We start from the raw sequence: 24,424 nt of genomic DNA, 5'->3' as shown, positions 1-24,424 counted from the left end.
CACAGCCTAGTCGTTCCAGATTGATTTACCAGTGAAGTAATCTGGAACCGATGACGACGACCCTCGCTCCCCTGGCGTCGGCGGCGCGTTCCGCGGCCCGGGACGTGCTCGACCCCGCCCACCTGCGCGCTGCGCTGCGCACCCAGCCCGCCGACTCGACCCTCGCCGCCGCGGTGCGGTGCGCGGTCGCCGTCGCGCTCGCGCTCGCCGCCTGCACGCTGACCGGCCACCGCGGCGTCGCCGGCTTCGCGGCCCTCGCGGCTCTCGCGTCGCTCTACGGGCGGTGGGAGCCGTACCGCCGGCGTGCCGGGATGCTCGCCGTGGTCGCGGGCTGCCTCGTCGGGGCCGTCGCGGTGAGCTCGCTCGTCGCGGCGTGGGGGGCGCCCGCCGTCGGGACGGTCGCGCTCGCCGCGGCCGTCGCGGCCGGGACGGCGGCGCTGTGCACCGCGCTGCGGAGCGGACCGCCCGGCGCGACGATCGTCGTCTTCTGCGTCGGCGCCGGGCTGAGCGGCGAGCCCACCCTGGCCGACATCGGCGCTCGCGTGGCCGCCGCAGCGGTCGGCGCCGCGCTCGCGTGGGTGGTGTGCTGCGCGGGATGGCTGCTGCACCCGGCGGGCCCGGCGCGGGTCGCCGTCCGCCGGGCGGCCGGCGCGGTCGACGTCGCGCTCGCGACCGGCTCGGCCGCGTCGCGCCGGCACGCGACGGCCCTCGTCGAGCGAGCGCGCGACGTGCTCGCCGACGACGCCACCCACGCGCGCGGCCGCACCGCGACCGAGCCGTTGCGTCGGCACGCCGCCGTGATCGCCGCACGGCTCGGGCCGGCGCCGGCCCCCCTCCCGCCGCGCCGCACGCTCACGCGGACCCTTCGCGAGGGCCTCCCCGCGCTCGACCGCCGGCCGCTGCTGCGCCTGTTCGTCGCCGGGCTCGCGGCGGGCGGGGTGGCGCATGCGTCCGGCTCGTCGCACAGCGCGTGGGCCGTGATGGGCGCGACCGCGACGCTGACCGTCGCCTCGACCGGCCAGGCCGTGGTCCGCGGTGCACAGCGGGCCGCGGGCACGGTGGCGGGCGCGCTCGTGGCGTGGCCGCTGCTCGAGGCGCACCTGCCCTTCGCAGCCGTGGCGGCGCTCGTCGTCGCGCTCCAGCTCGTCACTGAGGTGGTCGTCATGCGGCACTACGGCCTGGCGATGCTGACGATCACGCCGATGGCGCTGCTGATGGTGTCGCTCGCCGGGACGGGCGACCCGACGGCGCTGACGGTCGACCGTGTGCTGTGCACGCTCCTGGGCGCGGTGGTGGCGCTGGTCGCGCTCGTCGTCGTGCCCGACCGCCAGGCGCGCGCGGCGGCCTGACGCGCCGCGCGGCGACGCCCGTCAGCGCGACGCGGGCTCGCAGCGTGCGTCGTCGCGGCCGTGCTCGGCGTCGCCCGCGGGCACCGGCTCGGGTCGCGGCTGCGGGACGACAGCCTCGACGACCGCCGACCCCTCGGCGGGCCCCTCGACCACCAGCGGCTCGTCGACCGCGCCACCCGTCACGGCCTCCTCGGGGCGCACGGCGTCGAACGACCGCTTCGCCCGCAGGTACGCCGGCACGAGCAGCACGACGGCACCGAGCCACGCCAGCGGGTTGCCCCACACCACACCCGCGTAGCCGAAGATCGCGCCGAGCACGAGCGACGCACCGACGCGCATCACGAGCTCGACCGCGCCCGTCATGGTCGGCACGAACGTGTGGCCGAGCCCCTGCAGCGCCCCGCGCAGCACGAACAGCACGCCGAGCGCGGTGTAGAGCGAGCCGTTGACCGCGAGCAGGTTCGCCGCCATGTGGACGACGCCCTCCTGCCCGGAGCCGACGAACAGCCGGATGATCGGCGCACCCGACGTGACGAGCACGACGCCGAGCAGCACCGAGCCCGCCACCGCGATGACGGTGCCCTGGCGGACGCCGACGCGGATGCGGTCCGGCCGGCCCGCGCCATGGTTCTGGGCGACGAACGTCGACACCGCCAGGCCGAGCGACGCGAGCAGCGCGACCGCGAGCCCGTCGACGCGGGTCGCCGTCGTGTAGGCCGCGACCTCGTCGGCGCCGAGCTCGTTGAGCCGCAGCTGCACCGCGAGCGTGCCGATGGCGATGATCGACGCCTGGAAGCCCATCGGCAGGCCGATCCGCAGGTGGCCCGCGAGCTCGGCGGTCGCCGCCCGGAAGTCGGCGCGGCCCACGAGCAGCACGGGCACCCGCCGCCGGATGTACGCGAGGCACAGCACGACCGAGATCGCCTGCGAGGTCACCGTCGCGAGCGCCGCGCCGCCGACCCCGAGGCCCGCGTACCGCACGAGCACCACGACGAGCGCGGCGTTGAGCGCGCAGCAGATCGTCAGGAAGACGAGCGGCGTGCGCGAGTCGCCGATGGCCCGGACCGCGGCGGCCAGGTAGTTGTAGAACATCGTGGCCACGGCGCCGGCGAAGCTCACGGTGGCGAAGGTCGTCGCCTGACCCATCAGCTCGGGCGGGGTGCGGAGCAGCTCGAGCGCCGGGCGCGTCAGCCCGAGCGCGAGCGCGGTCAGCACGACGCTCGCGAGCGCGGTGAGCATCGTGCCCGCCGCGACCGAGCGCCGCACCGCCGCGTGGTCCCCGGCGCCGAACGCCTGCGCGGTCGGGATCGCGAAGCCCGTGGTCATGCCCCACGCGAACCCGATGAGCAGGAACAGCAGGCTGCCCGTCGCGCCGACGGCCGCGAGCGCGTCCACGCCGAGCGTGCGGCCGACGATCATCGCGTCGGTGACCTGGTAGAGCTGCTGGACGACGTTGCCGATCAGCAGGGGGACGGCGAACACGAGCATCACGCGCCAGGGACGACCGGCGGTGAGGACCTTGGGCATGCGGGCAGCGCTCCGGGAGGAGGACGAACGAGGGGTGGTGCACTGCGGAGCGGCGGCGACGCCGGGGCGCGGGGCTGACGCGAATCGTATCGTTACGATCCGCGCGGGGCGCCACTGATTTCGGTGTGCCGACCGACACGATCGGGCAGGTGGCGACCGGCGCGGCACGCGGTCCCGGCGCGTGAGCCGAGCAGTCAGCGCTCCGCTGTGGGCGACCGCACCGCCCGACGCCAGCGCTCGGGCGTCACGCCGTGCGCCGCGCGGAAGCGCCGGCCGAGGTACGCCGGGTCCCGGTAGCCCACCCGGGTCGCGATCGCCGAGAGCGGCAGGTCGGTGTCCACCAGCAGGCGGCGCGCCTCGGCCATGCGCCGCTCGGTCAGCCACTCGAGCACCGTCCGCCCGGTGCGCCGGCGCACCACGGTCGTCAGGTGCCCCGCGGTGTAGCCGAGCTCGCGTGCCAGGTCGGCCGTCCCCACGGGGGTCGCATAGCGCTCCTCCACGAGGTCGAGCACGCGCGCGACGAAGGGGTCGCCGGGCCGTCCAGGGCGGCCGCCCGCGGGCTCCGGAGCCGCGAGCCGCGCGGACGCCACGAGCAGCCGCGTCACGACGGCGGCGACCGCGTCTGGCGCACCGGGTGCCGCGAGGTCGAGCTCCGCGTCGAGGTCGCGCAGCCATCCCGTCCACGCGGCCCGCTCGTCGGGCGGCACCAGGTACCGACCGACGCCGTCCGCCGGGAACGCCGCGAGCAGCGGGTCGGCGGTCCACGCCGCCGCCGGCGTCCGGCGGACCGCGACGTCCGACCGGAACGCCACCGTCCACAGCGCGCCCACCACGGGGTTGAGGCTGCCCACGCCGATCACGTGGCCCGGCGGCACCGCGACGACCTCGCCGGTCCGCAGCGTGACGACGCCGTCGTCGAGCGCGACGTCACCGCCACCGCGTTCGACGTACACCAGAGCGTGGAAGTCGTGCGCGTGCCGGTGGTCGCCGGGCAGGACGGGACCCGCGCCCAGGCTGTCGTCGAGGTGGATCAGGTCGACGGGCGGGCGCCGCTGTCGCTCGTCGTACGCGAACACCGGCGTGCCGTCCGGCCGCACCGTGCGGACGCGGACGTGGCGGCGCAGCGCGTCCGCCGACGCGGTCGGCGCGTGCTCCGGAGCCGACGGATGTCTCATGGCCCCCCACTGCTGTCCGGTCCGCGCCGATCGGCGTGGCGCACGCTGGCCAGGCCGGGCACCCGGTCTACCACCCGCCGACGCACCGCGAGAAGGAGCCACCATGAGCACGACCGACGCAGCCGTCCGCGTCCTCGACGATCCCGCGGCGGGCGAGCGGCCGTTCGTCCCCGGCACGGGCAACCCGCACCTGATGTGGACGTACGACCTGATGACGCGGCTCGCGCGGGTCGGGCGGGTCCACGAGCAGCTGCTCGAGGTCGCCGGCGTGGGAACCCGGCAGCGGGTGCTCGAGGTGGGGTGCGGCACGGGGAACCTCGCGCTGCGCGCCGCCCGCCGCGGGGCGATCGTCACGGGGCTCGACCCGGACCGCGGCGCGCTGGAGAAGGCCGCCGCCAAGGCGCGCCGCGCGGGCCTGCCGCTGACGCTCGTCCGCGGCTACGCCGACCACCTGCCCGCGGAGGACGGCTCGCTCGACCACGTGGTCAGCGCCTTCGCGCTCCACCACGTGCCGACCGAGCAGAAGGCCGCGCTCGCCGCCGAGCTGGCGCGCGTCCTGGCGCCCGGCGGCCGCGTCACGATCGCCGACCTCCAGCCGCGCGCCGACGGCCGGTCGCACCGCGGCGCGGACCGCGCGTTCCTCGCGGACAACGCCGACCACGGCATCGAGCGGCTGCTGCGCTCCGCCGGGCTCGTCGACGTCGCGGAGGTGGCCGTGACGACGACGATGCGTCAGCCCGTGGTCCACGTGCGGGCCATCAGGCCCTGACCGGCCCCGGCGTCAGCCGGCCACCCGCCGCAGACCCGCGAGCCAGGCGTCGGCCTCGCGCGGGCCGGCGAGCCGCACGACGCGCGGGTCGCTCGCCGCGAGCGCGGCGTAGGTCTCCCGGTAGTGGGGGTGCTGCGTCCACGACCACAGCACCACGTTCTGGTCGGGGTCGCGCCGCAGCAGGTTGCGCAGCCGCTCCCGGTTGCCGTGCCAGAGCTCCTGCCGGGTCACGCCCCGACGCAGCGTCCGCACGAGCACGCGCCGCATGACGAGCCGGCGCGGGTAGTCGAGCCACACGACGAGGTCCGCGTCGTCGAGCATGCCCTGCCGGTCGCGGTTCCAGTTCCCGTCGGCGACCCAGCCGGCCGCGCCGGCCGTCGAGAGCCGCTCGCGCAGGATGGCGCGCGCCTCGTCCCGGTCGCGCTTCGTCCAGCCCTCGCTCCAGAACACCTCGTCCAGCTCGACGTGCAGCACGCCGAGGCGGTCGGCGGCCGCGCGCGCGAGCGTCGTCTTGCCGGAGCCGGTGTTGCCGACGACACGGATGCGGCGGGGCGGGTCGGCGGGCACCGGGCCATCCAACCGCAGCCAGCGGCCGGTGGGGGCCGGGCCGCCCGACGGGGACGGCCCGGCGACGGGTCGGGGTGGCGGGATTCGAACCCACGACCTTCCGCTCCCAAAGCGGACGCGCTACCAACCTGCGCCACACCCCGTCGCCCGGCTCTCGACCGGGCGAGGCCAAGCGTAGGTGCTCGGCGGCCCCTCGCCGCGCCGTCGCGCGGCCGGGGCGCCGACCCGGGCCGTCCCGCTCCGTGGGGAACCTTTGCGCGGCTCCGGCAGTTGACGCTACGGTCGGCCAGTCTGCGGCCCTGATCTGGGGCCCTGCCTCTCGAGGAGAACGATGAGCGTGCGCGTGTGCACCCCGTTCTCCGCCGCGTGCGCCTGCACGCCCTGTTGTCGCTGTCTCTAGAGCGCTGGCCGTCCCCCGCCGTCGGTACGTCCCGACCTGGGCCGTGACCCGCGGCTGCGTCAGCGCTCGCCCCACCGCACCACCCACCGGGCACGTCGTCGTGCGCCGTGTCACGGTGGCCGACCCACTCCCACCCGTCCCCCACGCCGGAGCCCCCGGCGGCTTCTTCGAAGAGGAACCATGGCCCGCATCTACGACGACGCGACCGCGCTGATCGGCAACACCCCGCTGGTCCGCATCAACAAGATCACCGACGGCGCGCCCGCGACGATCGTCGGCAAGCTCGAGTTCTACAACCCGGCCAACTCGGTCAAGGACCGCATCGGCGTCGCGATCATCGACGCGGCCGAGGCGTCGGGCGACCTCCAGCCGGGCGGCACGATCGTCGAGGCCACGTCGGGCAACACCGGCATCGCGCTCGCGTTCGTCGGCGCGGCGCGCGGCTACAACGTCGTGCTGACGATGCCCGAGACGATGTCGAAGGAGCGCCGCGCGCTCCTCCGGGCCTACGGCGCCGAGCTGATCCTCACGCCGGGTTCCGAGGGCATGAAGGGTGCGGTCAACCGCGCCAACGAGATCGCCAACGAGCGTCCGGGCGCCGTCCTGGCCCGCCAGTTCGCCAACGCCGCCAACCCCGAGATCCACCGCCGCACCACGGCCGAGGAGGTCTGGGCCGACACGGACGGCAAGGTCGACATCTTCGTCGCGGGCATCGGCACGGGCGGCACCATCACGGGCGTCGGCCAGGTGCTCAAGCAGCGCAACCCCGACATCAAGATCGTGGGCGTCGAGCCCGCCGAGTCGCCGATCCTCAACGGAGGCACCCCCGGCCCGCACAAGATCCAGGGCCTCGGCGCGAACTTCGTGCCGGAGATCCTCGACACGTCGATCTACGACGAGATCATCGACGTGGACGCCGAGACGGCCGTGACGTACGCGCGCCGCGCCGCCAAGGAGGAGGGCCTGCTCGTCGGCATCTCGTCCGGCGCCGCGCTCTACGCCGCGATCCAGCTCGCGAAGCGCCCCGAGAACGAGGGCAAGCTCATCGTCGCGGTGATCCCGTCGTTCGGTGAGCGGTACCTGTCGACGATCCTCTACGCCGACCTGCTCGACTGAGCCCCGCCGGTGGCCCGGGCTCGCCCGGCCCGTCCCCGCCCGGCCCGGGCCACCGGAACCGTCCCCGTCCGTCCCCCCACGACAAGGACCCCCATGTCGCCGCTGCTCGCCGCGCTCCGCGAGGACCTCGAGGCCGCGCGCCACCGCGACCCCGCCGCACGCTCCCTGTTCGAGGTCGCCATCGCGTACCCCGGCGTGCACGCCGTGTGGGGCTACCGGATCGCGCACGCCATGTGGCGCGAGCCCGCGCTGCGGCTCCCCGCGCGCCTGCTCTCGCAGGTGGTGCGCGCCGTCACGGGCATCGAGATCCACCCCGGCGCGCGCATCGGCCGGCGGCTCTTCATCGACCACGGCATGGGCGTCGTCGTCGGCGAGACGGCCGAGGTGGGCGACGACGTGCTGCTCTTCCACGGCTCGACGCTCGGCGGCAAGTCCATGCGCCACGGCAAGCGGCACCCGACGCTGGGCGACCGCGTGGTGATCGGCGCCGGCGCCAAGGTGCTCGGCCCCGTGTGGATCGGCGACGACGCGCAGGTCGGCGCGAACGCCGTGGTCATCCACGACGTGCCGAACGGCGCCATCGCCGTCGGCGTGCCGGCGCAGATCCGCGTCCGCACCGAGGCCGCGCCCTTCGACGTCGAGGTCGACGACCCCGCCATCTTCATCTGACCCCTCCCCGGCCCGCCGCGGCACGACGCGGCACGACGTCGCATCCTGCGCGGGCAACGGTGCGAGGGCAACGGCGCGCGACCCGGCCGACGCGGCGCACCAGCGCCTGCACCCCGATCACGCGACGACGCGGCGCACCAGCGCCTGCACACCGATCGCGCAACGGCACGGCGAACGCGCAACGGCACGGCGCGATCGCGCCCTCCCTCGCGCGATCTCGCCGACCGGCCCGATCGGCCGTCCGGGCCGGCCCCAGCGTGACGCCCCCTCGCGTGACGCCCCCTCGCGCGCCGGTCACGCCCACGGGTACACGGGTCGAAGTTGTTCTAGTTTCACTCAAACAACTAGGCTGGCGGCATGCTCGTCGTCCTCGACCCTTCCTCGCCCGAGCCGCTGTTCGCGCAGATCGGCGCGCAGGTCCGGGCGATGGTCTCGCGCGGCGAGCTCCGGCCCGGCGAGCGGCTCCCGTCCGCACGCGACCTCGCGACCTCGCTCGACGTCAACCTGCACACCGTGCTGCGCGCGTACCAGGACCTGCGCGACGACGGGCTGATCGAGCTCCGCCGCGGCCGCGGGGCGGTCGTCACGGCGCACCCGGTCGACCACGCGGCGCTCCACGCGGCGATCACATCCGTCGTCGCCACGGCGCGCGACCTCGGCGTGCCGCCCGCCACCACTCTCGCCCTCGTCAAGGAGGCCCTGCGATGACCGCACGCCCGCCCGTCCCGCACCGGCTCTCGTCGACGGTGCTCGCACTGCTGGTCCCCCTGGCCGTGCTGCTCGTCGCCGGGCTCGCGATCGCGTCGTTCGCCGACGAGCTGCCCGACCGCGTCGCCACGCACTGGGACTCCACGGGCCCGAACGGCACCGGGACGCTCGCGGGCTTCCTCGCGGTCGCGCTCGGCGTGCCGGCGGTGGTCGCGGTCGGCTGCTGGCTCCTCGCGGTGCTCGCCGGCCGGAGCTCGGGCACGCGGCGCATCAGCGTGGGCTTCGCCGTCGGCTTTGCGATCGCGTTCGCCGTGATGGCGGTCGGCGCGCTCGCGGTGCAGCGGGGCATCGAGGACGGGCTCGACGCGCCGGGCATCGACGGCGTCGTGGTGGCGGGGATCCTCGCGGGTGTGGTGCTCGGTGTCGCCGTCGCGCTGCTCGCACCGCGCGACGCGCCGCAGCCGACCGCGGAGCGCGTGCCCGCGGACGCGCCGCGCCTCGACCTCGCGCCCGGTGCGCGCGCCGCGTGGACGCGCACGGTCTCGAGCCGGTCGACCGCCGTCGTGGTGGGGGTCGTCTGCGTGGTGCTCGTGCTCCTCGCGGTCGTCCTGCACACACCGCTGACGCTCGTCGTCGCGGTGGTCCTCGCCGCCATGCTCGGCACGATGTTCGTGTTCCACGTCAGCGTCGACGAGCGCGGCCTCACGGTCCGCTCCGCGCTGGGCTGGCCGCGGCTCGTGATCCCGCTCGACGAGGTCGAGCAGGCGCGCGTCGTGCACGTCCGTCCGGTCCCCGAGTTCGGCGGCTGGGGCTACCGCCTCGGCCGCGGGGGGCGGACGGGCATCGTGCTGCGCACCGGACCCGGCGTCGAGGTGGAGCGCACCGGCGGCCGCACGTACGTCGTGACGGTCGACGACGCGGAGCGGGCGGTCGCGCTGCTCAACACGCTCGCGGACCGGCACCGCGTGGGGTGACGGCGCATACCCACCGGTAGCGTGACGCCCCGCGGGGCGAGGGCGCCCCGCGGACAGGGAGCGACGATGCGGCTGGGCTACCACACGGGCTACTGGTCGGCCGGTCCGCCGCCGGGTGCCCAGGACGCGGTGCTCGCGGCCGACGCGCTCGGGTTCGACTCGGTCTGGACGGCCGAGGCGTACGGCTCGGACGCGTTCACCCCGCTCGCGTGGTGGGGCGCGCGCACGTCCCGCGTGCGGCTCGGCACGGCGATCGCCCAGCTCTCGGCCCGCACGCCGACCGCCGCGGCGATGGCGGCACTCACCCTCGACCACCTCTCGGGCGGTCGGTTCGTGCTGGGTCTCGGCGCCTCCGGACCGCAGGTCGTCGAGGGCTGGTACGGCCAGCCGTTCCCGCGGCCGCTGGCCCGCACCCGCGAGTACGTCGCGATCGTCCGGCAGGTGCTCGCGCGGGAGGCCCCGGTGACGTTCGACGGCGAGTTCTACCGGCTGCCGCTGCGGCCTGACGAGGGCGCGGGCCTCGGCAAGGCGCTCCGCTCGACCGTGCACCCGCTGCGCGCCGACCTGCCGATCCACCTCGCGGCGGAGGGCCCGCGCAACGTCGCCCTCACGGCCGAGATCGCCGACGGCTGGCTGCCGCTGTTCTACAGCCCGCGCATGGACGACCAGTACCGCGAGCTGCTCGCGGAGGGCTTCGCGCGGCGCGCGGCGGCCCTGCGCGCACCCGACGCGTTCGAGGTCGTCGCGACGGTCCCCGTGGTGCTCGGCGCGTCCGTCGAGGCCGCGGCCGACGCGGTGCGCCCGTTCGTCGCGCTCTACGCCGGTGGCATGGGCGCCAAGGGCGCCAACTTCCACCGCGCGGTGCTCGACCGCCTCGGCTACGGCGACGCGTGCGCCGAGATCCAGGCGCACTACCTGGCAGGCGACCGGGCGCGCGCCACGGCGGCGGTGCCGCTCGAGCTGGTGCGCGACGTCGCGCTCGTCGGGACGCCCGACGACGTGCGCGCCCAGCTGCCCGCGTGGCGGTCGACGGCGATCACGACGCTGCTCGTGCAGGCCGACCCGCGCACACTGCCGACGATCGCGCAGGTGCTCGCGGACTGATGGACGACGACTACGCCGAGGCCGTGCTGGACCTCGTCGCGCGCATCCCGCCGGGCCGCGCGATGACGTACGGCACGATCGCGGAGGTCGTCTCGGACGGGTTCGTCGCGGCCGGTGGCGCGGCCCGCGGGGGCCCGCGTCAGGTCGGCCAGGTGATGAGCCGCGCGGGCGGCGGCGTGCCGTGGTGGCGCGTCGTCAACGCCTCGGGAGCGCCGCCGCCGCGGCACGAGCTGAGGGCCCTGGCCGAGCTGCGCGCCGAGGGCACGCCGCTGACGAACGACGGACGCCGCGTCGCGCTGCGCCGCGCGATCTGGTTCCCCGACGAGGACTGAGCCGCACCTCCGCGTGCAATCACGTGGCCGCGTGTCGGTGCCGGTCGGCACGATGGGCGCATGTCAACGCTGCCCGAGGGCTATCGCATCTCGCCCGTCACCGCCGACGACCTGCCCCGGTTCCGGCACGTCCTGGAGCTCGGCTTCGGGTTCACCGGCGACCCCGACACCGTCGCGACGATCCCGTTCTCGATCGCCTACGACCGCGCCGTCGCCGTCGAGCGCCCCGACGGCGAGTACGCCGCGATCCACGGCTCGTACGAGTTCACGATGCCCGTGCCGGGCGGCGCGGTGCCGTGCTCGGGCCTGACGTGGGTGTCGACCCGTCCCGACGAGCGCCGCCGCGGCCTGCTGAACGCGATGATCGACGCGCACTTCGAGCGCTCGCTCGGCCGCGGGGAGCCGGTCTCGGCCCTCTACGCCGCCGAGCCCGCCATCTACGGGCGGTTCGGGTACGGCTCGGCCGCCGACGACGTCCGCCTGACGCTCCCCCGCCGGGCGGCGCTCCGCGACGTCCCCGGCTCGGCGGCGCTCACCGTGCGGCTGGACACGATCGACGCCGCGCGCCATGACGACCTCGTCCACTCGCTGCACGCCGCGGCGAGCGCGCACCGGCCCGGCGCGGTCACCCGCTCGACGCCCGAGCTGCGCGCGCGGTTCCTCGCGGACCCGCCGGCGTGGCGCAACGGGGCCGAGGCCCAGCGCCTGCTGAGCGTCCACACCGCCGAGGGCGAGCCCCGCGGGTACGCCCTCTTCCGCCGCAAGGAGGACTGGGGGCCGGCCGGCCCGCAGAACAAGGTGACGGTCGAGGAGGTCGCCGCGCTCGACGCCGCCGCCGCGCACCGCCTCTGGGGCGCCCTGCTCGACCTGGACCTCACCGGGACGGTCGAGTCGCCGATGCTCCCGGTCGACGACCCGCTGCTCCAGCTGCTCGTCGAGCCCCGCCGCGCGACCCCGCGACTCACCGACAACGTCTGGGTGCGGCTGCTCGACCTGCCGGCGGCGCTCGAGGCCCGGCGCTACTCGGCGCCGGTCGACGTGGTCCTCGACGTCACCGACGCGCGCCTGCCGTCGAACGCGGGGCGCTGGCGCCTGACCACGCGCGACCACGACGCGACGACGGGCTGGGCCGCGAGCGTGAGCCGCACCGACGACGACGCCGACGTGGCGCTCGACGTGCGCGAGCTCGGTGCGGCGTACCTCGGCGGCCGCTCGCTCGAGGCGTACGCCCGGGCCGGGCTCCTCGAGGAGCGGACTCCCGGTGCGGTGGCGCAGACGGCCGCCGCGTTCGGGTGGGCCGTCGCGCCGGGCTGCAGCTGGGTGTTCTGATGTCCGGCCACGCGCGGCGGCACCGGCTGCCCGAGCCGCACCGCGCGTGGCGGGGACGTCAGCGGTGGGCGCCCTCGTACTCCGCGAGCAGGTGGATGCGGCGCTCGTGGCGCGGGTCCTGGCTGAACGGCTCGGCGACGAACGCGTCGACGAGCTCGAGCGCCTCGTCCACCGAGTGCTGCCGCGCGCCGATGGCCACGACGTTCGCGTCGTTGTGCTGGCGCGCCAGCTGCGCCGTGACGAGGTTCCAGGCGAGCGCTGCGCGCACGCCGACCACCTTGTTCGCGGCGATCTGCTCACCGTTCCCCGAGCCGCCGATCACGACGCCGAGCGAGCCGGGGTCGGCGACGACGGCCTCGCCCGCGTGGAAGCAGAACGGCGGGTAGTCGTCCTGCGCGTCGTACGTGTCGGCGCCGTGGTCGACGACGTCGTGCCCGGCCGCGCGCAGGTGCTCGACGAGGGCGGCCTTGAGCTCGAACCCGGCGTGGTCGGAGGCGACGTGGATGCGCATGGGCCCATCCTGCCGCAGCGCGCAGGGGCGGGCAGCGCGCGTCCACGCGGACCGGGCGGGGCGGCGACGCGGACCAGGCACCGCGTCCACGCGGAACGAGCGGCACGTCCGCACGCCTCGTCGGCCTGCGGCGGCGCCGCGCCGGGCCTAGCGTCGCCGTGTGCGCGAGCTCCCCGTCCCGGACGTGCCCACCGGCTGGCGGCGCGCCTGGTTCCGGCTGCCGATCGCGCTGTACCGCGCGCACCTCGGCTGGGTCCTGGGCCGCCGCTTCGTGCTCGTCGAGCACCGCGGACGAGTCACGGGCGCGGTGCGGAGCGTCGTCATCGAGGTCGTCGGGCGCGAGGACGGAGCGCTGCTCGTCGCGTCGGGGTTCGGCACGCGCAGCGACTGGTACCGCAACCTGCGCGCGGACCCGCGTGCCCGCGTCACCACCGGCCTGCGCACGTGGGCGGTCCGCGCGGTGCCCCTCACCACGGACGAGGGCGCGGCCACGATGGACCGCTATGCGCGCCGGCACCCGGTCGCCGCGCGCGGGCTGTGCCGGTACCTCGGCTTCGCCGTCGACAGCCGCGACGAGTTCGCGCTCGTCGGGAGGCACATCCCGTTCCTGCGGCTCGTGCCGGCGGGCGTCCCGGCCGGTGTCCCCGCGCCCGAGACCGCGCCGCCGCGCTGACCGGGCCGCGCCTGTCGGCACCTCTGCCTAGGCTGGCCCGCATGACACGCAGCGGCATCGACACCTCCGCCCTCGACCCCGACGTCCGCCCCCAGGACGACCTCTTCGCCCACGTGAACGGCCGGTGGATCGCCGAGCACGTGATCCCCGCCGACCGCGCCATGGACGGCTCGTTCCGCCAGCTCCACGACGAGGCGGAGGAGCACGTCCGCGTCATCATCGAGGAGGCGGGCGCGCACGCCGGCGACGCCGGCGGCGTCGAGGCCCAGATCGGCGCGCTCTACGCGAGCTTCATGGACACCGACGCCGTCGAGGCCGCGGGCACGGCCCCGCTCCGCGCGGACCTCGCGCTCGTCGAGGCAGCGACGTCGCAGGCCGAGCTCACCGGCGCCCTGGGCGCGCTGCAGCGCACGGGCGCCGGCGGCGCGGTGGGCCTCTACGTCGACAACGACGCCAAGGACCCCGAGCGCTACGTGGTGCACCTCTACCAGGGCGGTCTCGGCCTGCCGGACGAGTCGTACTACCGCGACGAGCAGTACGCGGCCGTCCTGGCGGCGTACCGCCCGCACGTCGCACGCATCCTGGCCCTCGGCGCCGGCGTGGCCCCGGCGGACGCCGACGCGGCGGCCGAGCGCGTCGTCGGGCTCGAGACCAAGCTGGCGTCGCACCACTGGGACGTCGTCAAGGACCGCGACGCCGACCTGACCTACAACGCGCTGACGCTGGACGAGCTCGCGCAGCGCGCGCCGCAGTTCGACTGGCGCGCGTGGGCGTCGGCGCTCGGTGCGCCGCAGGGCTCGCTGGACCAGCTCGTGGTGCGCGAGCCGTCGTTCGCGGAGGGTTTCGCGCAGCTCTGGGCGTCCGAGCCGCTCGAGGACTGGAAGGCGTGGCTCACGTTCCACGTCGTGTCCGACCGCGCGCCGTACCTGAACGACGAGCTCGTCGAGGCCAACTTCGACTTCTACGGCCGCACCCTCACGGGCGCGCAGGAGCTGCGGGACCGCTGGAAGCGCGGCGTCGCGCTGGTGCAGGGCGTGCTCGGCGAGGCCGTCGGCAAGGTGTACGTGGAGCGGCACTTCCCGCCGAGCCACAAGGAGCGGATGGAGCAGCTCGTCGCGAACCTCGTCGAGGCCTACCGGCAGTCCATCGCGCGGCTCGACTGGATGGGCGAGGAGACCTGCGCCAAGGCGCTGACGAAGCTCGAGAAGTTCACGCCGAAGATCGGCTACCCGGCCAAGTGGCGGGACTACTCCGCGCTCACGGTGTCCGCCGACGACCTCGTCGGGAACGTGCGCCGCGCGTCGGCGTTCGAGCAGGACCGCGAGCTGAACAAGATCGGCAAGCCCATCGACCGCGACGAGTGGTTCATGACGCCGCAGACGGTGAACGCCTACTACAACCCCGGCATGAACGAGATCGTCTTCCCGGCGGCCATCCTGCAGCCGCCGTTCTTCGACGCCGACGCCGACGACGCCGTGAACTACGGCGGCATCGGTGCGGTGATCGGCCACGAGATCGGCCACGGCTTCGACGACCAGGGCAGCAAGTACGACGGCGACGGCCGGCTGGAGGACTGGTGGACGGCCGACGACCGCGCGGAGTTCGAGAAGCGCACCAAGGCGCTCATCGACCAGTACTCGCAGTTCTCGCCGGCGCAGCTCGACGGGTCGCACAAGGTCAACGGCGGCCTGACGATCGGCGAGAACATCGGCGACCTCGGCGGCCTGTCGATCGCACTCGAGGCGTACCGGATCGCGCTCGGCACGTCTCTCGAGGAGGCACCCGTGGTCGACGGGCTGACGGGTGCGCAGCGCGTGTTCCTCGGTTGGGCGCAGGTGTGGCAGACCAAGGGGCGTGACGAGGAGATGATCCGCCGGCTCGCGACGGACCCGCACTCGCCCACCGAGTTCCGCTGCAACGGCGTCGTGCGCAACGTCGACGAGTTCTACGCGGCGTTCGACGTGCAGCCCGGCGACGCGCTGTACCTCGACCCGGCGGAGCGCGTCAGCATCTGGTGAGACCGGTCGCGGGCGGGAGCCGGGCAACTGGCGCCCGCCCGCGCGGCCCTCTGCTGCCGCGAAACGCGGACGTAACAGGGAGGGGCGGCTCGTTACGCGGCCGAAACGGGCGCGTGAGCCGGTCGAAACCGCCGCGGGCCACGCTCGGTCCGGCCGATCGGCCGCCCTGCGTCGTCTCCCCCGGAGGACCGGATGCCCGCCCAGCTCAGCGCCGCCGACACCGCGTGGCTCCTGGTCAGCACCGCGCTCGTGCTGCTGATGGTGCCGGGCCTCGCGCTGTTCTACGGCGGCATGGTGCGCGCCAAGAGCGTGCTCAACATGCTGATGATGAGCTTCGGGTGCCTGGCCGCCGTGACGGTGGTGTGGGTGCTCTACGGCTACTCGCTCGCGTTCGCACCCGACGCGGCGTTCGGCCTGATCGGCGGCCTGCAGCACGTGGGACTCGCGGGCATCGGCCCGCACACGCTGTTCCACACCGTCCCCGCCTCGGCGTACGTCGCGTTCCAGCTGATGTTCGCCGTCGTCACCGCGGCGCTGCTCAGCGGGGCGATCGCCGACCGGGCGCGGTTCGCCGGCTGGATCTGGTTCGTGGTCGCGTGGACCACGCTCGTGTACCTCCCGATCGCGCACTGGGTGTTCGCGCCCGACGGCTGGATCGCGACCCACCTGCACCTGCTCGACTTCGCGGGCGGCACGGTCGTCGAGATCAACTCGGGTGCGTCCGGCCTCGCGCTGGCGCTCGTGCTCGGGCCTCGGCTCGGCTTCCGCAGCGACCCGATGCGCCCGCACAGCCTGCCGCTCGTCGTGCTCGGCGCCGGCCTGCTGTGGTTCGGCTGGTTCGGGTTCAACGCCGGCTCCGCGCTCGCAGCCGACGGCTCGGCCGCGACGGCCCTGCTGAACACGCAGATCGCGGGCGCCACCGCGGTCGGCGGCTGGCTGTTCGTCGAGCGGCGGCGCGACGGCAAGGCGACGACGCTGGGGGCCGCGTCCGGCGCGGTCGCGGGTCTGGTCGCGATCACTCCGGCGTGCGGCGCGGTGAACCCGATCGGCGCGCTGCTGATCGGGCTCACGGCGGGCCTCGCGTGCTCGTACGCGGTGGGCCTGAAGTACCGCCTCGGGTACGACGACTCCCTCGACGTCGCGGGGGTCCACGGCGTGGGTGGCGTCACCGGCATGCTGCTGATCGGCGTGCTCGCCACCGCGACGGTGACCGGGCACGCGCGCGGGCTCCTGTTCGGCGGCGGTGTCGGGCTGCTCGTCCGTCAGGCGGTCGCCGTCGTCGTGATCGCGGCGTACGCGTTCGGCGCGACATGGCTGATCGCGAGGACCGTGCAGCGGACCGTCGGGTTCCGCGCGCACGAGGACCACGAGCGGACCGGCCTCGACCTCGCCGTGCACGGCGAGACGGCGTACGAGCTGGCCGCCACGCACCTCGGGCACCGCGCGGTGCCCCTGGGGGCGACGCACCCGTCCCGGCCGGCCGACGTGGTGGAGCGGGAGCGGGCCTGACGCGGCTGCTCCCGGCCCGTCTGCACGACGCGCGCCGCGCGGAGCGAGCGCCCCGCGGGGACCGGTGGCCGCAGCGCGCAACGAGCGGCCCAGCGGGTTTGGATGCGCCCGGTGTGGACCGCACCCGTCAGGGCAGCATGTCCCACGACGCGCGTGCGAGCCGGAAGCCCGTGCCGCCGCCGTCGGTGCACGTCACGCCGTCGGTCGCGCTCGTGCACGTGTAGTCCCCGACGGACCTCGTCGAGCCGTACTGGAGCACGGGCGTCTCGGGAGACGCGACGGACGGCTTCTTCCCCTCGACGCACGCCCACGCCGCGCCCTGCGTCCCGAGGGTGATCACATGGCCGGTCGTGCCCGAGCAGCCCTCGACCTTCGGCTTCTTGTACGCGATGCTCGCGATCGAGCACGTCACGCCGTCGACCGTCATCGCGCAGCCGATGTTGCCGCTGGGCAGCGCGAACGCCGTGTCCGCGGTCGGCGCGGCCGTCGGCGTCGGCGCCTGCGCGACCGCACTCACGTCGCCCGTGGGCCCCGCGGCCGGCCGGCCGTCGTTCGTCAGGTACGCGACGGCGGCGACGAGCAGCGCGATGACGAGGACGAGGTCGAGCAGGCCGAGCGCTCGGATCGTGCGGGGCGTGACCATGCGGCTCCTGCTGTCGGCGGCGGGACGCGGAACAGGATCACACGGGACGAACCGGGCAGCCCAACCCTGCAGGTCAGGAGCCGGTTCGAGCCGCCCGACGCGCCTGTCAGAACGACGGGCCGGCGGTCCGCGAGCGCTTCAGCTCGTAGAACCCCGGCACGCGCGTCATGAGCACGAGCCCGTCGAACAGGTCGAGCGCCGCCTGCCCCGTGGGTGCGGGCGTCACGACGGGTCCGAAGTAGCCGACGCCGTCGACCGCGACGACCGGCGTGCCGACGTCGTCACCGACGAGTGCGATCGCCTCGGCGTGCGACGCACGCAGCAGGCCGTCGACCTCGTCCGTCTCCCCCACCGTGGCGAGGTCCGCGGGCAGGCCGACCTCCTCGAGCGCCTCGGCGACGATCGCCGCGGTGTCGCTGCGGCGTCCGGGGTGACGGCGCGTGCCCATCGCGTCGTACAGCGGCTTGATCACCTTGTCGCCGTGGTCGCGCGCCGCGGCGACTATCACGCGCACGGGCGCCCACGACTCGTCCATGAGCCGCCGGTAGCTCTCCGGGAGGTCACGGCCCTCGTTGAGGACGGAGAGGCTCATGACGTGCCACCGCACCTCGACGTCACGGCGCTCGGCCACCTCGTCGATCCAGCGCGACGTCATCCACGCCCACGGGCACGCGGGGTCGAACCAGAAGTCGACGGTCGGTCGGGGCGCGGTCGAGGTGGTCGTCACGAGGTCTCCTTCGGGTGGGGTGGACCCCGCGAGTCTGCATCGCGCGCCGCGGTTCGTGCATGTCGTCCCACGCGCCAGGCGTTCGCGGCCGCGTGCGATGATCGACGCGGCCACCAGCCCCCCGCACCGCTCCGAGGAGAACCCGTGCCCGCCGAGAACCTGACCCGTGCCGAGGCGCGCGAGCGCGCCTCCGTCGTCGAGACGCGCTCCTACGACGTGACGCTCGACCTCACGACCGGGCCGCAGACGTTCTCCTCCCGCACGGTGCTCCGGTTCGGCGCGACGCCGGGCGCCTCGACGTTCGTCGACCTCATCGCGCCCGCCGTGCACGAGGTCGTGCTCAACGGCCGCTCGCTCGACCCGGCGCAGGTGTTCGCCGAGTCCCGGATCGCGCTGACCGACCTCGAGGCCGACAACGAGCTGCTGGTCGTCGCCGACTGCGCGTACATGAACACGGGTGAGGGCCTGCACCGGTTCGTCGACCCGGTCGACGACGAGGTGTACCTGTACTCGCAGTTCGAGGTCGCAGACAGCCGCCGCGTGTTCGCGGTGTTCGAGCAGCCCGACCTCAAGGCGACGTTCTCGTTCACGGTCACCGCGCCCGCCCACTGGACCGTCGTGTCGAACTACCCGGTCGTGGGCGAGCCCGTGCCGGTCGACGGCGGCAGCAACCGCAACGGTGGCCGGGACGAGGGCACCGCGACGTGGACGTTCGAGCGGACTCCGGTGCTGTCGTCGTACGTGACTGCGATCGTCGCGGGGCCCTACCACCACGAGCACGGCTCGCTGACCAGCAGCGACGGTCGCGAGATCCCGCTCGGCGTCTACTGCCGCGCGTCCCTCGCGGAGCACCTCGACACCGACAACATCCTCGACGTCACGCGCGCGGGCTTCGCGTTCTACGAGGAGAAGTTCGACTTCGCGTACCCGTTCGCCAAGTACGACCAGCTCTTCGTGCCGGAGTTCAACGCGGGCGCGATGGAGAACGCGGGCGCGGTGACGTTCCTCGAGTCGTACGTGTTCCGGTCCAAGGTGCCGCAGGCGACGATCGAGCGCCGGACCGTGACGATCCTGCACGAGCTCGCGCACATGTGGTTCGGCGACCTCGTGACGATGCGCTGGTGGGACGACCTCTGGCTCAACGAGTCGTTCGCGGAGTACGCGTCGACGCTCGCGACCGCCGAGGCGACGTCCTGGACGAGCGCGTGGACCACGTTCTCGTCGCTCGAGAAGAGCTGGGCGTACAACCAGGACCAGCTGCCGTCGACGCACCCGATCGTCGCCGACATGCGCGACCTCGAGGACGTCGAGGTCAACTTCGACGGCATCACGTACGCCAAGGGCGCGAGCGTGCTCAAGCAGCTCGTCTCGTGGGTCGGCAACGACGCGTTCTTCGCCGGCGTGCGCGCCTACTTCGCCAAGCACGCGTGGGGCAACACCGAGCTGCGCGACCTGCTCACCGAGCTCGAGTCGACGAGCGGCCGCGACCTGTCGGCCTGGTCGGCTCTGTGGCTCGAGAAGGCCGGCGTCACGCTGCTGCGCCCCGAGGTCGCGGTCGACGCCGACGGCGTCATCACGTCGTTCGCCGTGCTGCAGGAGGTGCCCGCCGAGCACCCGGTGCAGCGCCCGCACCGCCTCGCGATCGGCGGCTACGACCTCGACCCTGCGACGGGCCGCCTGGTCCGGACGCTGCGCGAGGAGCTCGACGTCGACGGCCCGCGCACCGAGGTGCCCGCGCTCGTCGGGCGGCCGCGCCCCTCGCTGCTGCTCGTCAACGACGACGACCTCGCGTACGCGAAGATCCGGCTCGACGACGCGTCGCTGGCCGAGGCGATCGCGCACCTCGACCGGTTCGAGGACTCGCTGCCCCGCACGCTCGTGTGGGCCGCCGCGTGGGACGCGACGCGCGACGGCGAGACGCCCGCGCGCGACTTCGTCGACCTCGTGCTCGGCAACATCGCGCACGAGACCGACTCGTCGGTGGTGCTCGTGCTGCTGCGCCAGCTGCACACGACGCTCGACCTCTACGTGGCCCGCGAGCACCGCGAGGAGGCCGACGTGGTCGCCACCGAGCGGCTGCTCGGCCTCGCGCGCGCCGCGGACGCGGGCTCGGACACCCAGCTGCAGCTCGTCAAGGCGTTCGCCGCGCGCGCGTCGACGCAGGCGCACCTCGACGCCGTGGCCGCGCTGCTCGACGGCCGCGAGACGCTGCCCGGCCTGTCGATCGACACCGACCTGCGCTGGGAGCTGCTCACGTCGCTGGTCGCCGGCGGGCGCGCGGGCGAGGTCGACGTCGCCGCGCAGCTCGCCGACGACCCGACGGCCACCGGCCAGCGGGCAGCGGCCGCCGCGCGTGCCGCGATGCCGACGGCCGAGGCGAAGGCCGCCGCGTGGCGTGCCGTCGTCGACGGCGACGAGCTGCCGAACGCGATCCAGGCCGCCACCATCGCGGGCCTCGGCCGCGTGCACGACCGCGGTCTGCTCCTGCCCTTCGTCACGCCGTACTTCGAGCAGCTGACGCGCGTGTGGGCCGACAAGACGAACGAGATGGCGCAGAACGTGGTGGTCGGGCTGTACCCGATCGACCTCGCCGACGACGACCGCGTCGACGTCGCGGGCGCCACGGACGCGTGGCTCGAGGCCGAGACCGACGCGCCGCCCGCGCTGCGGCGCCTCGTGGCCGAGGAGCGGGACCGCGTCCGGCGTGCGCTGGTCGCGCAGCAGGCGGACCGCCGCCGGGGCTGACCCGGCGCTTGCCGGGGCGGCCGACGCGAGCGCGAGCGCGTTCCCCGGCGAACTCACAGCCGGGACGGGCCTGCGCACCCAGCGTCGTCGGGCAGGATGTGCGGCGAGCAGCGCCGTCGCCGGTCCCCCGGCGTCCGTCCGGAGGATCCCCCCGCCATGAGCTACCGCAAGTCCGCCAAGAACAAGGTCGCCTACCACGAGCGCGAGGTGCGCAAGCGCGAGGCCGAGCGGGAGGCCGCCCGCCGGCGAGCCGCCCAGCAGCGCCGGCGCGTGCTCTACCGGTGGACCGCGGTCGGGCTCGTGGTGCTCCTGGTGGTCGGCGTGACGATCGGCAGCATCGTGCGCGCGCAGCACGCCTCCGCACGCGCCGCGGCCACCGGGCCGAAGAACATGCTCAGCGACGGCGTGCTGTTCGAGGGCGACGGCTCGGGGTCGGGCATCGCGCCGCAGACGACCGCGGGCATCGCGCCCGACGCCACGCCGGTCGACACCGACTTCGGGCGCACCTCGGCCGACCCGATCGACGTCATCGCGTACGTCGACTACCGCGACTCGCGCTCCGCCGCGTGGTGGGCCGCCAACGCGGACTCGCTCAAGTCGTGGGTGACCGGCTCGCACGTGCAGCTCGAGATCCACCCCGTCGCGCTGCTCGACGGCTCCACGGTGCCGACGCCGACGCCGCAGCCCTCCGCGAGCGCGACGGCGACCCCGACCACGACGCCGTCCGCGTCGCCGAGCCCGTCCGCGTCCGCGACGCCGTCGGCGACCCCGACGCCCGCGCCCACCAGCACGCTCGCCCCCGGCACCGCGCTCACCGGCGACTACTCCCTGCGCGCCGCCGGCGCCCTCGCCTGCGTCACCGACTCGACGCCCGCCAAGGCGTGGGACGTCAACGCCGCGCTGCTCACCGCGCAGCCGACCCTCCCGGCCGGCGGCCTGACCACGACGCAGCTCGTCGCGCTCGTCAAGAAGGCGGGTGCGACGTCGGGCACCGTCGCGTCCTGCATCGAGCACGGCGACTTCACCGACTGGGCCACGCAGGCGACCGCCCGCGCGCAGAAGTCGGTGCCGATCACGGGTGCGAACCCGGTCTCGGCGACGAACGTGCCGCTCATCGCGGTGGGCGGCCACCTCTACAGCGGCGACCCGTCCGACGCGACCACGTTCATGTCGATGGTCGCCGAGGTCTACTCCGTGCTCCAGCAGGAGTCGGCGGCGACCGCGTCGCCCACCGCGGCACCGACCGACGGCGCGACCGAGCCGACCCCGTCCGCCTCCGCGGGCTGACGCGGGCGCACGGGATCGGCCTCCGACGCCCACCGCGCGCGGGGGCCCCGAGGCCCGGCGGGTCGGGCGACGGGCTCAGCCCTCGCGCAGCACCTGGACGAGCGAGCGCAGCCGCGGGTTGTCGAACAGCTCGTCGACCGTCACCAGGCGGCCGGCGCCGTCCGCGAGGGGCACCTTCCAGTTCGGGTACTCCTGGTCGGTGCCCGGCTGGTTCTGCGCGCGCCGCTCGCCGACCGCGTCGGTGAGCGCGACCCCGACGAGCACCGCGGGCGTCCCGAGCACGTAGCGGTGCATCGCCTCGACGATCTCGCGCTCGGACGGGTCGTCGCCCACGAGGCCCCGCGCGCGCAGCGCGTCGATCATGCGGCCCCGCTCGGCGTCGGCGGCGGCGCGCACCGTGGCGACAGGCTCGGTCAGCAGTCCCAGGCGGTCGCGGATCGCGACGTGCTCGCCCGCGAGGTAGCCCGCGGTCGGCGGCAGGTCGTGCGTCGTGACGGTCGCGAGCACCAGCCGGCGGTACTCGTCGGGCGGCAGCGGGTTGCCGTGGAGGTCCTGCTCGAACCACAGCACCGACGTGCCGAGCACGCCGCGGTCGGCGAGGTAGTCGCGCACCCACGGCTCGACGGTGCCGAGGTCCTCGCCGATGACGATCGCGCCGGCACGCTCCGCCTCGAGGGCGAGGATCCCGACGAGCGCCTCGTGGTCGTACCGCACGTACGCGCCGTCGTACGGCAGGCTCCCGGCGGGCACCCACCAGAGCCGGAACAGGCCGATCACGTGGTCGATCCGGATGGCGCCCGCGTGGCGCAGCACGGAGCGCAGCATGTCGCGGTACGGCCGGTACGCGACCCGAGCGAGCTCGTCCGGGTTCCACGGCGGCTGCGACCAGTCCTGGCCCTGCTGGTTGTACATGTCGGGCGGCGCGCCGACGGTCGCGCCGCGCGCGAGGACGTCGCGAAGCGCCCAGACGTCGGCTCCCTCGGGGTGCACGCCCACCGCGAGGTCGTGCATGACGCCGATCGCCATGCCGCCCTCGTGGGCCGCGCGCTGCGCCGTCTCGAGCTGCTCGTCGGCCACCCACTGCAGCCACGTGTAGAACTCGACGCGGTCGGCCAGCTGCGCGGCGAGCTCGGCCACGGCGGGCGACGCGGGGTCCCGGAGCTCGTCGGGCCAGTGCTCGCTGCCGTGCTTCTCGGCGAGCGCGCACCACAGCGCGAACGTGCGCAGCCCGTCGCCCTCGCGCTCGGCGAACGCGTCGAACCGCGCCTGGCGCGCGGCCGACCGCGGCGCGGCGAACACCACCTCGAGCGCCGCGCGCTTGGCCGTCCAGGCGGCGTCGCGGTCGATGGGGCCGGGGTCGTCGCCCAGCGCGCGGGCGGGCTCGGCTGCCCACTCGACGAGCGCCCGGTCGGCGGCCGAGAGGTACGCGGCCTCGCGCACGTCCTCGACGCGCACGTACAGCGGGTTCACGAAGCGGCGGGTCGTCGGCAGGTAGGGCGACGGCGTCATCGGCGCGCCGGGCTCGGCCGCGTGCAGCGGGTTCACCAGCACGAAGTCGGCGCCGCAATCCCGCCCGGCGCGCCAGCAGACCTCCGCGAGGTCGGCGAGGTCGCCGACGCCCCACGACGCGCGCGAGCGCACCGAGTACAGCTGCGCCATGAACCCCCACGCGCGGTCGCCGTCGCGCAGCCGCTCGGGGAGCTCGAGGCGGTCGGGCGTCACGACGAGCGGCGCACGGCCCTCGGCGCTCGGGCCCGACGCGTGCAGCGTGTGCCAGCCGAGGGGCAGGTCGGCCGGGAGCGTGAACGTCGCGCGTCCGACGTCGCGCCCGTCGACCGAGCGCGGCGGGACGGGGACGTCGGCCTGCGCGACGTCCCGGCGTCCACCGCCGGCCTCCGGGTCGAGCTCGACCCAGAGCTCGACAGGGTCACCGTGCGTCACGTGCACCGGCACGTGGGCCGTGCGGCCGCGGCGCATCACGACGACGGGCGGCAGCACGCGCCGCCACGGCTGGTCCTCCGCGAACTGCAGCGCCAGGTCGATGCGCTCGGGGGACGAGGCGTCGACCCCGAGCGCCGCCAGCACGGCCGTGAGCGTCTCGGCCGAGGCCCGCCGGTGGTTGCCGTGGAAGTCCCAGTGGTCGGGCACCACGCCGTGCGCCGAGGCGAGGCGCACCAGGGCGCCGCTCGGTTCGGTGTGGTCGGCCACGTGCCGATCCTGCCAGGTGGGTGAGCGAAGACGCAGGACGAGGGGCACGCGCCGGGTGTCGCGAGGTGCGCGTCGTAGCCTTGC

Annotated in this window: 21 protein-coding genes and 1 tRNA gene; 14 read left to right on the top strand and 8 right to left on the bottom strand. The window is 75.1% G+C overall.

Annotated features, from left to right (window positions below; all coding sequences use genetic code 11):
- Nucleotides 1-50: 50 nt before the first annotated feature.
- Nucleotides 51-1,349, top strand: a complete 1,299-nt coding sequence (locus QRT04_RS13665; protein ID WP_289456051.1) for an FUSC family protein — start codon at nucleotides 51-53, stop codon at nucleotides 1,347-1,349.
- A 21-nt stretch (nucleotides 1,350-1,370) separates the two neighbouring features.
- On the opposite strand, the gene QRT04_RS13660 is transcribed toward QRT04_RS13665, so the two are convergent.
- Together QRT04_RS13660 and QRT04_RS13655 are read right to left on the bottom strand one after the other, a co-directional pair.
- Entirely contained in the window at nucleotides 1,371-2,876 is a 1,506-nt protein-coding gene (locus tag QRT04_RS13660) for an MATE family efflux transporter (protein ID WP_289456050.1), read from the bottom strand.
- Nucleotides 2,877-3,070: 194 nt separating this feature from the next.
- Nucleotides 3,071-4,051, bottom strand: coding sequence for a helix-turn-helix domain-containing protein (locus QRT04_RS13655; RefSeq protein WP_289456049.1), 981 nt, complete (start codon nucleotides 4,049-4,051; stop codon nucleotides 3,071-3,073).
- A 103-nt stretch (nucleotides 4,052-4,154) separates the two neighbouring features.
- Here QRT04_RS13655 and QRT04_RS13650 point away from each other — a divergent pair, with 103 nt between their 5' ends.
- A complete protein-coding gene (locus tag QRT04_RS13650) occupies nucleotides 4,155-4,820 on the top strand; it encodes a class I SAM-dependent methyltransferase (RefSeq protein ID WP_289456048.1) in 666 nt (221 codons plus the stop codon).
- A gap of 12 nt (nucleotides 4,821-4,832) precedes the next feature.
- On the opposite strand, the gene QRT04_RS13645 is transcribed toward QRT04_RS13650, so the two are convergent.
- Entirely contained in the window at nucleotides 4,833-5,387 is a 555-nt protein-coding gene (locus tag QRT04_RS13645; RefSeq protein ID WP_289456047.1) for a P-loop NTPase family protein, read from the bottom strand.
- A 69-nt stretch (nucleotides 5,388-5,456) separates the two neighbouring features.
- Nucleotides 5,457-5,530: transfer RNA gene (locus QRT04_RS13640), tRNA-Pro, on the bottom strand.
- Nucleotides 5,531-5,967: 437 nt separating this feature from the next.
- Between QRT04_RS13640 and cysK the strand changes: the two genes are divergently transcribed.
- From cysK to QRT04_RS13605, 7 genes are all read left to right on the top strand, one after another.
- Nucleotides 5,968-6,903, top strand: a complete 936-nt coding sequence (cysK, locus tag QRT04_RS13635; RefSeq protein WP_289456045.1) for a cysteine synthase A — start codon at nucleotides 5,968-5,970, stop codon at nucleotides 6,901-6,903.
- Between the two features lie 93 nt (nucleotides 6,904-6,996).
- A complete protein-coding gene (gene epsC, locus QRT04_RS13630; protein ID WP_289456044.1) occupies nucleotides 6,997-7,572 on the top strand; it encodes a serine O-acetyltransferase EpsC in 576 nt (191 codons plus the stop codon).
- Nucleotides 7,573-7,929: 357 nt separating this feature from the next.
- Complete coding sequence (locus QRT04_RS13625; RefSeq protein ID WP_289456043.1) at nucleotides 7,930-8,280, top strand: GntR family transcriptional regulator; 351 nt, start codon at nucleotides 7,930-7,932, stop codon at nucleotides 8,278-8,280.
- Complete coding sequence (locus QRT04_RS13620; RefSeq protein WP_289456042.1) at nucleotides 8,277-9,254, top strand: DUF1648 domain-containing protein; 978 nt, start codon at nucleotides 8,277-8,279, stop codon at nucleotides 9,252-9,254. The genes QRT04_RS13625 and QRT04_RS13620 overlap by 4 nt, the downstream gene beginning before the upstream one ends.
- Nucleotides 9,255-9,320: 66 nt before the next feature.
- The gene (locus tag QRT04_RS13615; RefSeq protein ID WP_289456041.1) at nucleotides 9,321-10,358 is read left to right on the top strand and encodes an LLM class F420-dependent oxidoreductase; all 1,038 of its coding nucleotides are present in this window, start codon (nucleotides 9,321-9,323) and stop codon (nucleotides 10,356-10,358) included.
- Nucleotides 10,358-10,690, top strand: coding sequence for an MGMT family protein (locus QRT04_RS13610; RefSeq protein WP_289456040.1), 333 nt, complete (start codon nucleotides 10,358-10,360; stop codon nucleotides 10,688-10,690). The genes QRT04_RS13615 and QRT04_RS13610 overlap by 1 nt, the downstream gene beginning before the upstream one ends.
- 60 nt (nucleotides 10,691-10,750) lie before the next feature.
- A complete protein-coding gene (locus QRT04_RS13605) occupies nucleotides 10,751-12,019 on the top strand; it encodes a GNAT family N-acetyltransferase (protein ID WP_289456039.1) in 1,269 nt (422 codons plus the stop codon).
- Nucleotides 12,020-12,077: 58 nt separating this feature from the next.
- On the opposite strand, the gene QRT04_RS13600 is transcribed toward QRT04_RS13605, so the two are convergent.
- Nucleotides 12,078-12,530, bottom strand: coding sequence for a ribose-5-phosphate isomerase (locus QRT04_RS13600; RefSeq protein WP_289456038.1), 453 nt, complete (start codon nucleotides 12,528-12,530; stop codon nucleotides 12,078-12,080).
- Between the two features lie 160 nt (nucleotides 12,531-12,690).
- On the opposite strand from QRT04_RS13600, the gene QRT04_RS13595 reads away from it, so the two are divergent.
- From QRT04_RS13595 to QRT04_RS13585, 3 genes are all read left to right on the top strand, one after another.
- A complete protein-coding gene (locus QRT04_RS13595; protein WP_289456037.1) occupies nucleotides 12,691-13,203 on the top strand; it encodes a nitroreductase family deazaflavin-dependent oxidoreductase in 513 nt (170 codons plus the stop codon).
- A gap of 41 nt (nucleotides 13,204-13,244) precedes the next feature.
- Nucleotides 13,245-15,221 carry a M13 family metallopeptidase gene (locus QRT04_RS13590; RefSeq protein WP_289456036.1) on the top strand — a complete coding sequence of 659 codons (1,977 nt, stop codon included), beginning with the start codon at nucleotides 13,245-13,247 and terminating at the stop codon, nucleotides 15,219-15,221.
- 192 nt (nucleotides 15,222-15,413) lie between these two features.
- The gene (locus QRT04_RS13585; RefSeq protein ID WP_289456035.1) at nucleotides 15,414-16,730 is read left to right on the top strand and encodes an ammonium transporter; all 1,317 of its coding nucleotides are present in this window, start codon (nucleotides 15,414-15,416) and stop codon (nucleotides 16,728-16,730) included.
- Between the two features lie 127 nt (nucleotides 16,731-16,857).
- Here QRT04_RS13585 and QRT04_RS13580 read toward each other — a convergent pair whose 3' ends face one another.
- Entirely contained in the window at nucleotides 16,858-17,373 is a 516-nt protein-coding gene (locus QRT04_RS13580; RefSeq protein ID WP_289456033.1) for a hypothetical protein, read from the bottom strand.
- 106 nt (nucleotides 17,374-17,479) lie between these two features.
- Nucleotides 17,480-18,100: a mycothiol-dependent nitroreductase Rv2466c family protein gene (locus QRT04_RS13575; RefSeq protein WP_289456032.1), complete on the bottom strand. Its 621-nt coding sequence runs from the start codon at nucleotides 18,098-18,100 to the stop codon at nucleotides 17,480-17,482.
- 144 nt (nucleotides 18,101-18,244) lie between these two features.
- Here QRT04_RS13575 and pepN point away from each other — a divergent pair, with 144 nt between their 5' ends.
- On the top strand, nucleotides 18,245-20,845 hold the full coding sequence (gene pepN, locus QRT04_RS13570; protein WP_289456031.1) for an aminopeptidase N: 2,601 nt from the start codon (nucleotides 18,245-18,247) through the stop codon (nucleotides 20,843-20,845).
- 156 nt (nucleotides 20,846-21,001) lie between these two features.
- Entirely contained in the window at nucleotides 21,002-22,132 is a 1,131-nt protein-coding gene (locus QRT04_RS13565; RefSeq protein ID WP_289456030.1) for a DsbA family protein, read from the top strand.
- Between the two features lie 75 nt (nucleotides 22,133-22,207).
- Here QRT04_RS13565 and malQ read toward each other — a convergent pair whose 3' ends face one another.
- Nucleotides 22,208-24,340 (bottom strand): 4-alpha-glucanotransferase, encoded by a 2,133-nt coding sequence (gene malQ / locus QRT04_RS13560; RefSeq protein ID WP_289456028.1) that lies wholly within the window; start codon nucleotides 24,338-24,340, stop codon nucleotides 22,208-22,210.
- Nucleotides 24,341-24,424 lie beyond the last annotated feature (84 nt).

It is taken from the genome of Cellulomonas alba, assembly GCF_030362835.1.
Taxonomy (GTDB): domain Bacteria; phylum Actinomycetota; class Actinomycetes; order Actinomycetales; family Cellulomonadaceae; genus Cellulomonas; species Cellulomonas alba.
This window is presented reverse-complemented; position numbering and strand designations above follow the sequence as displayed.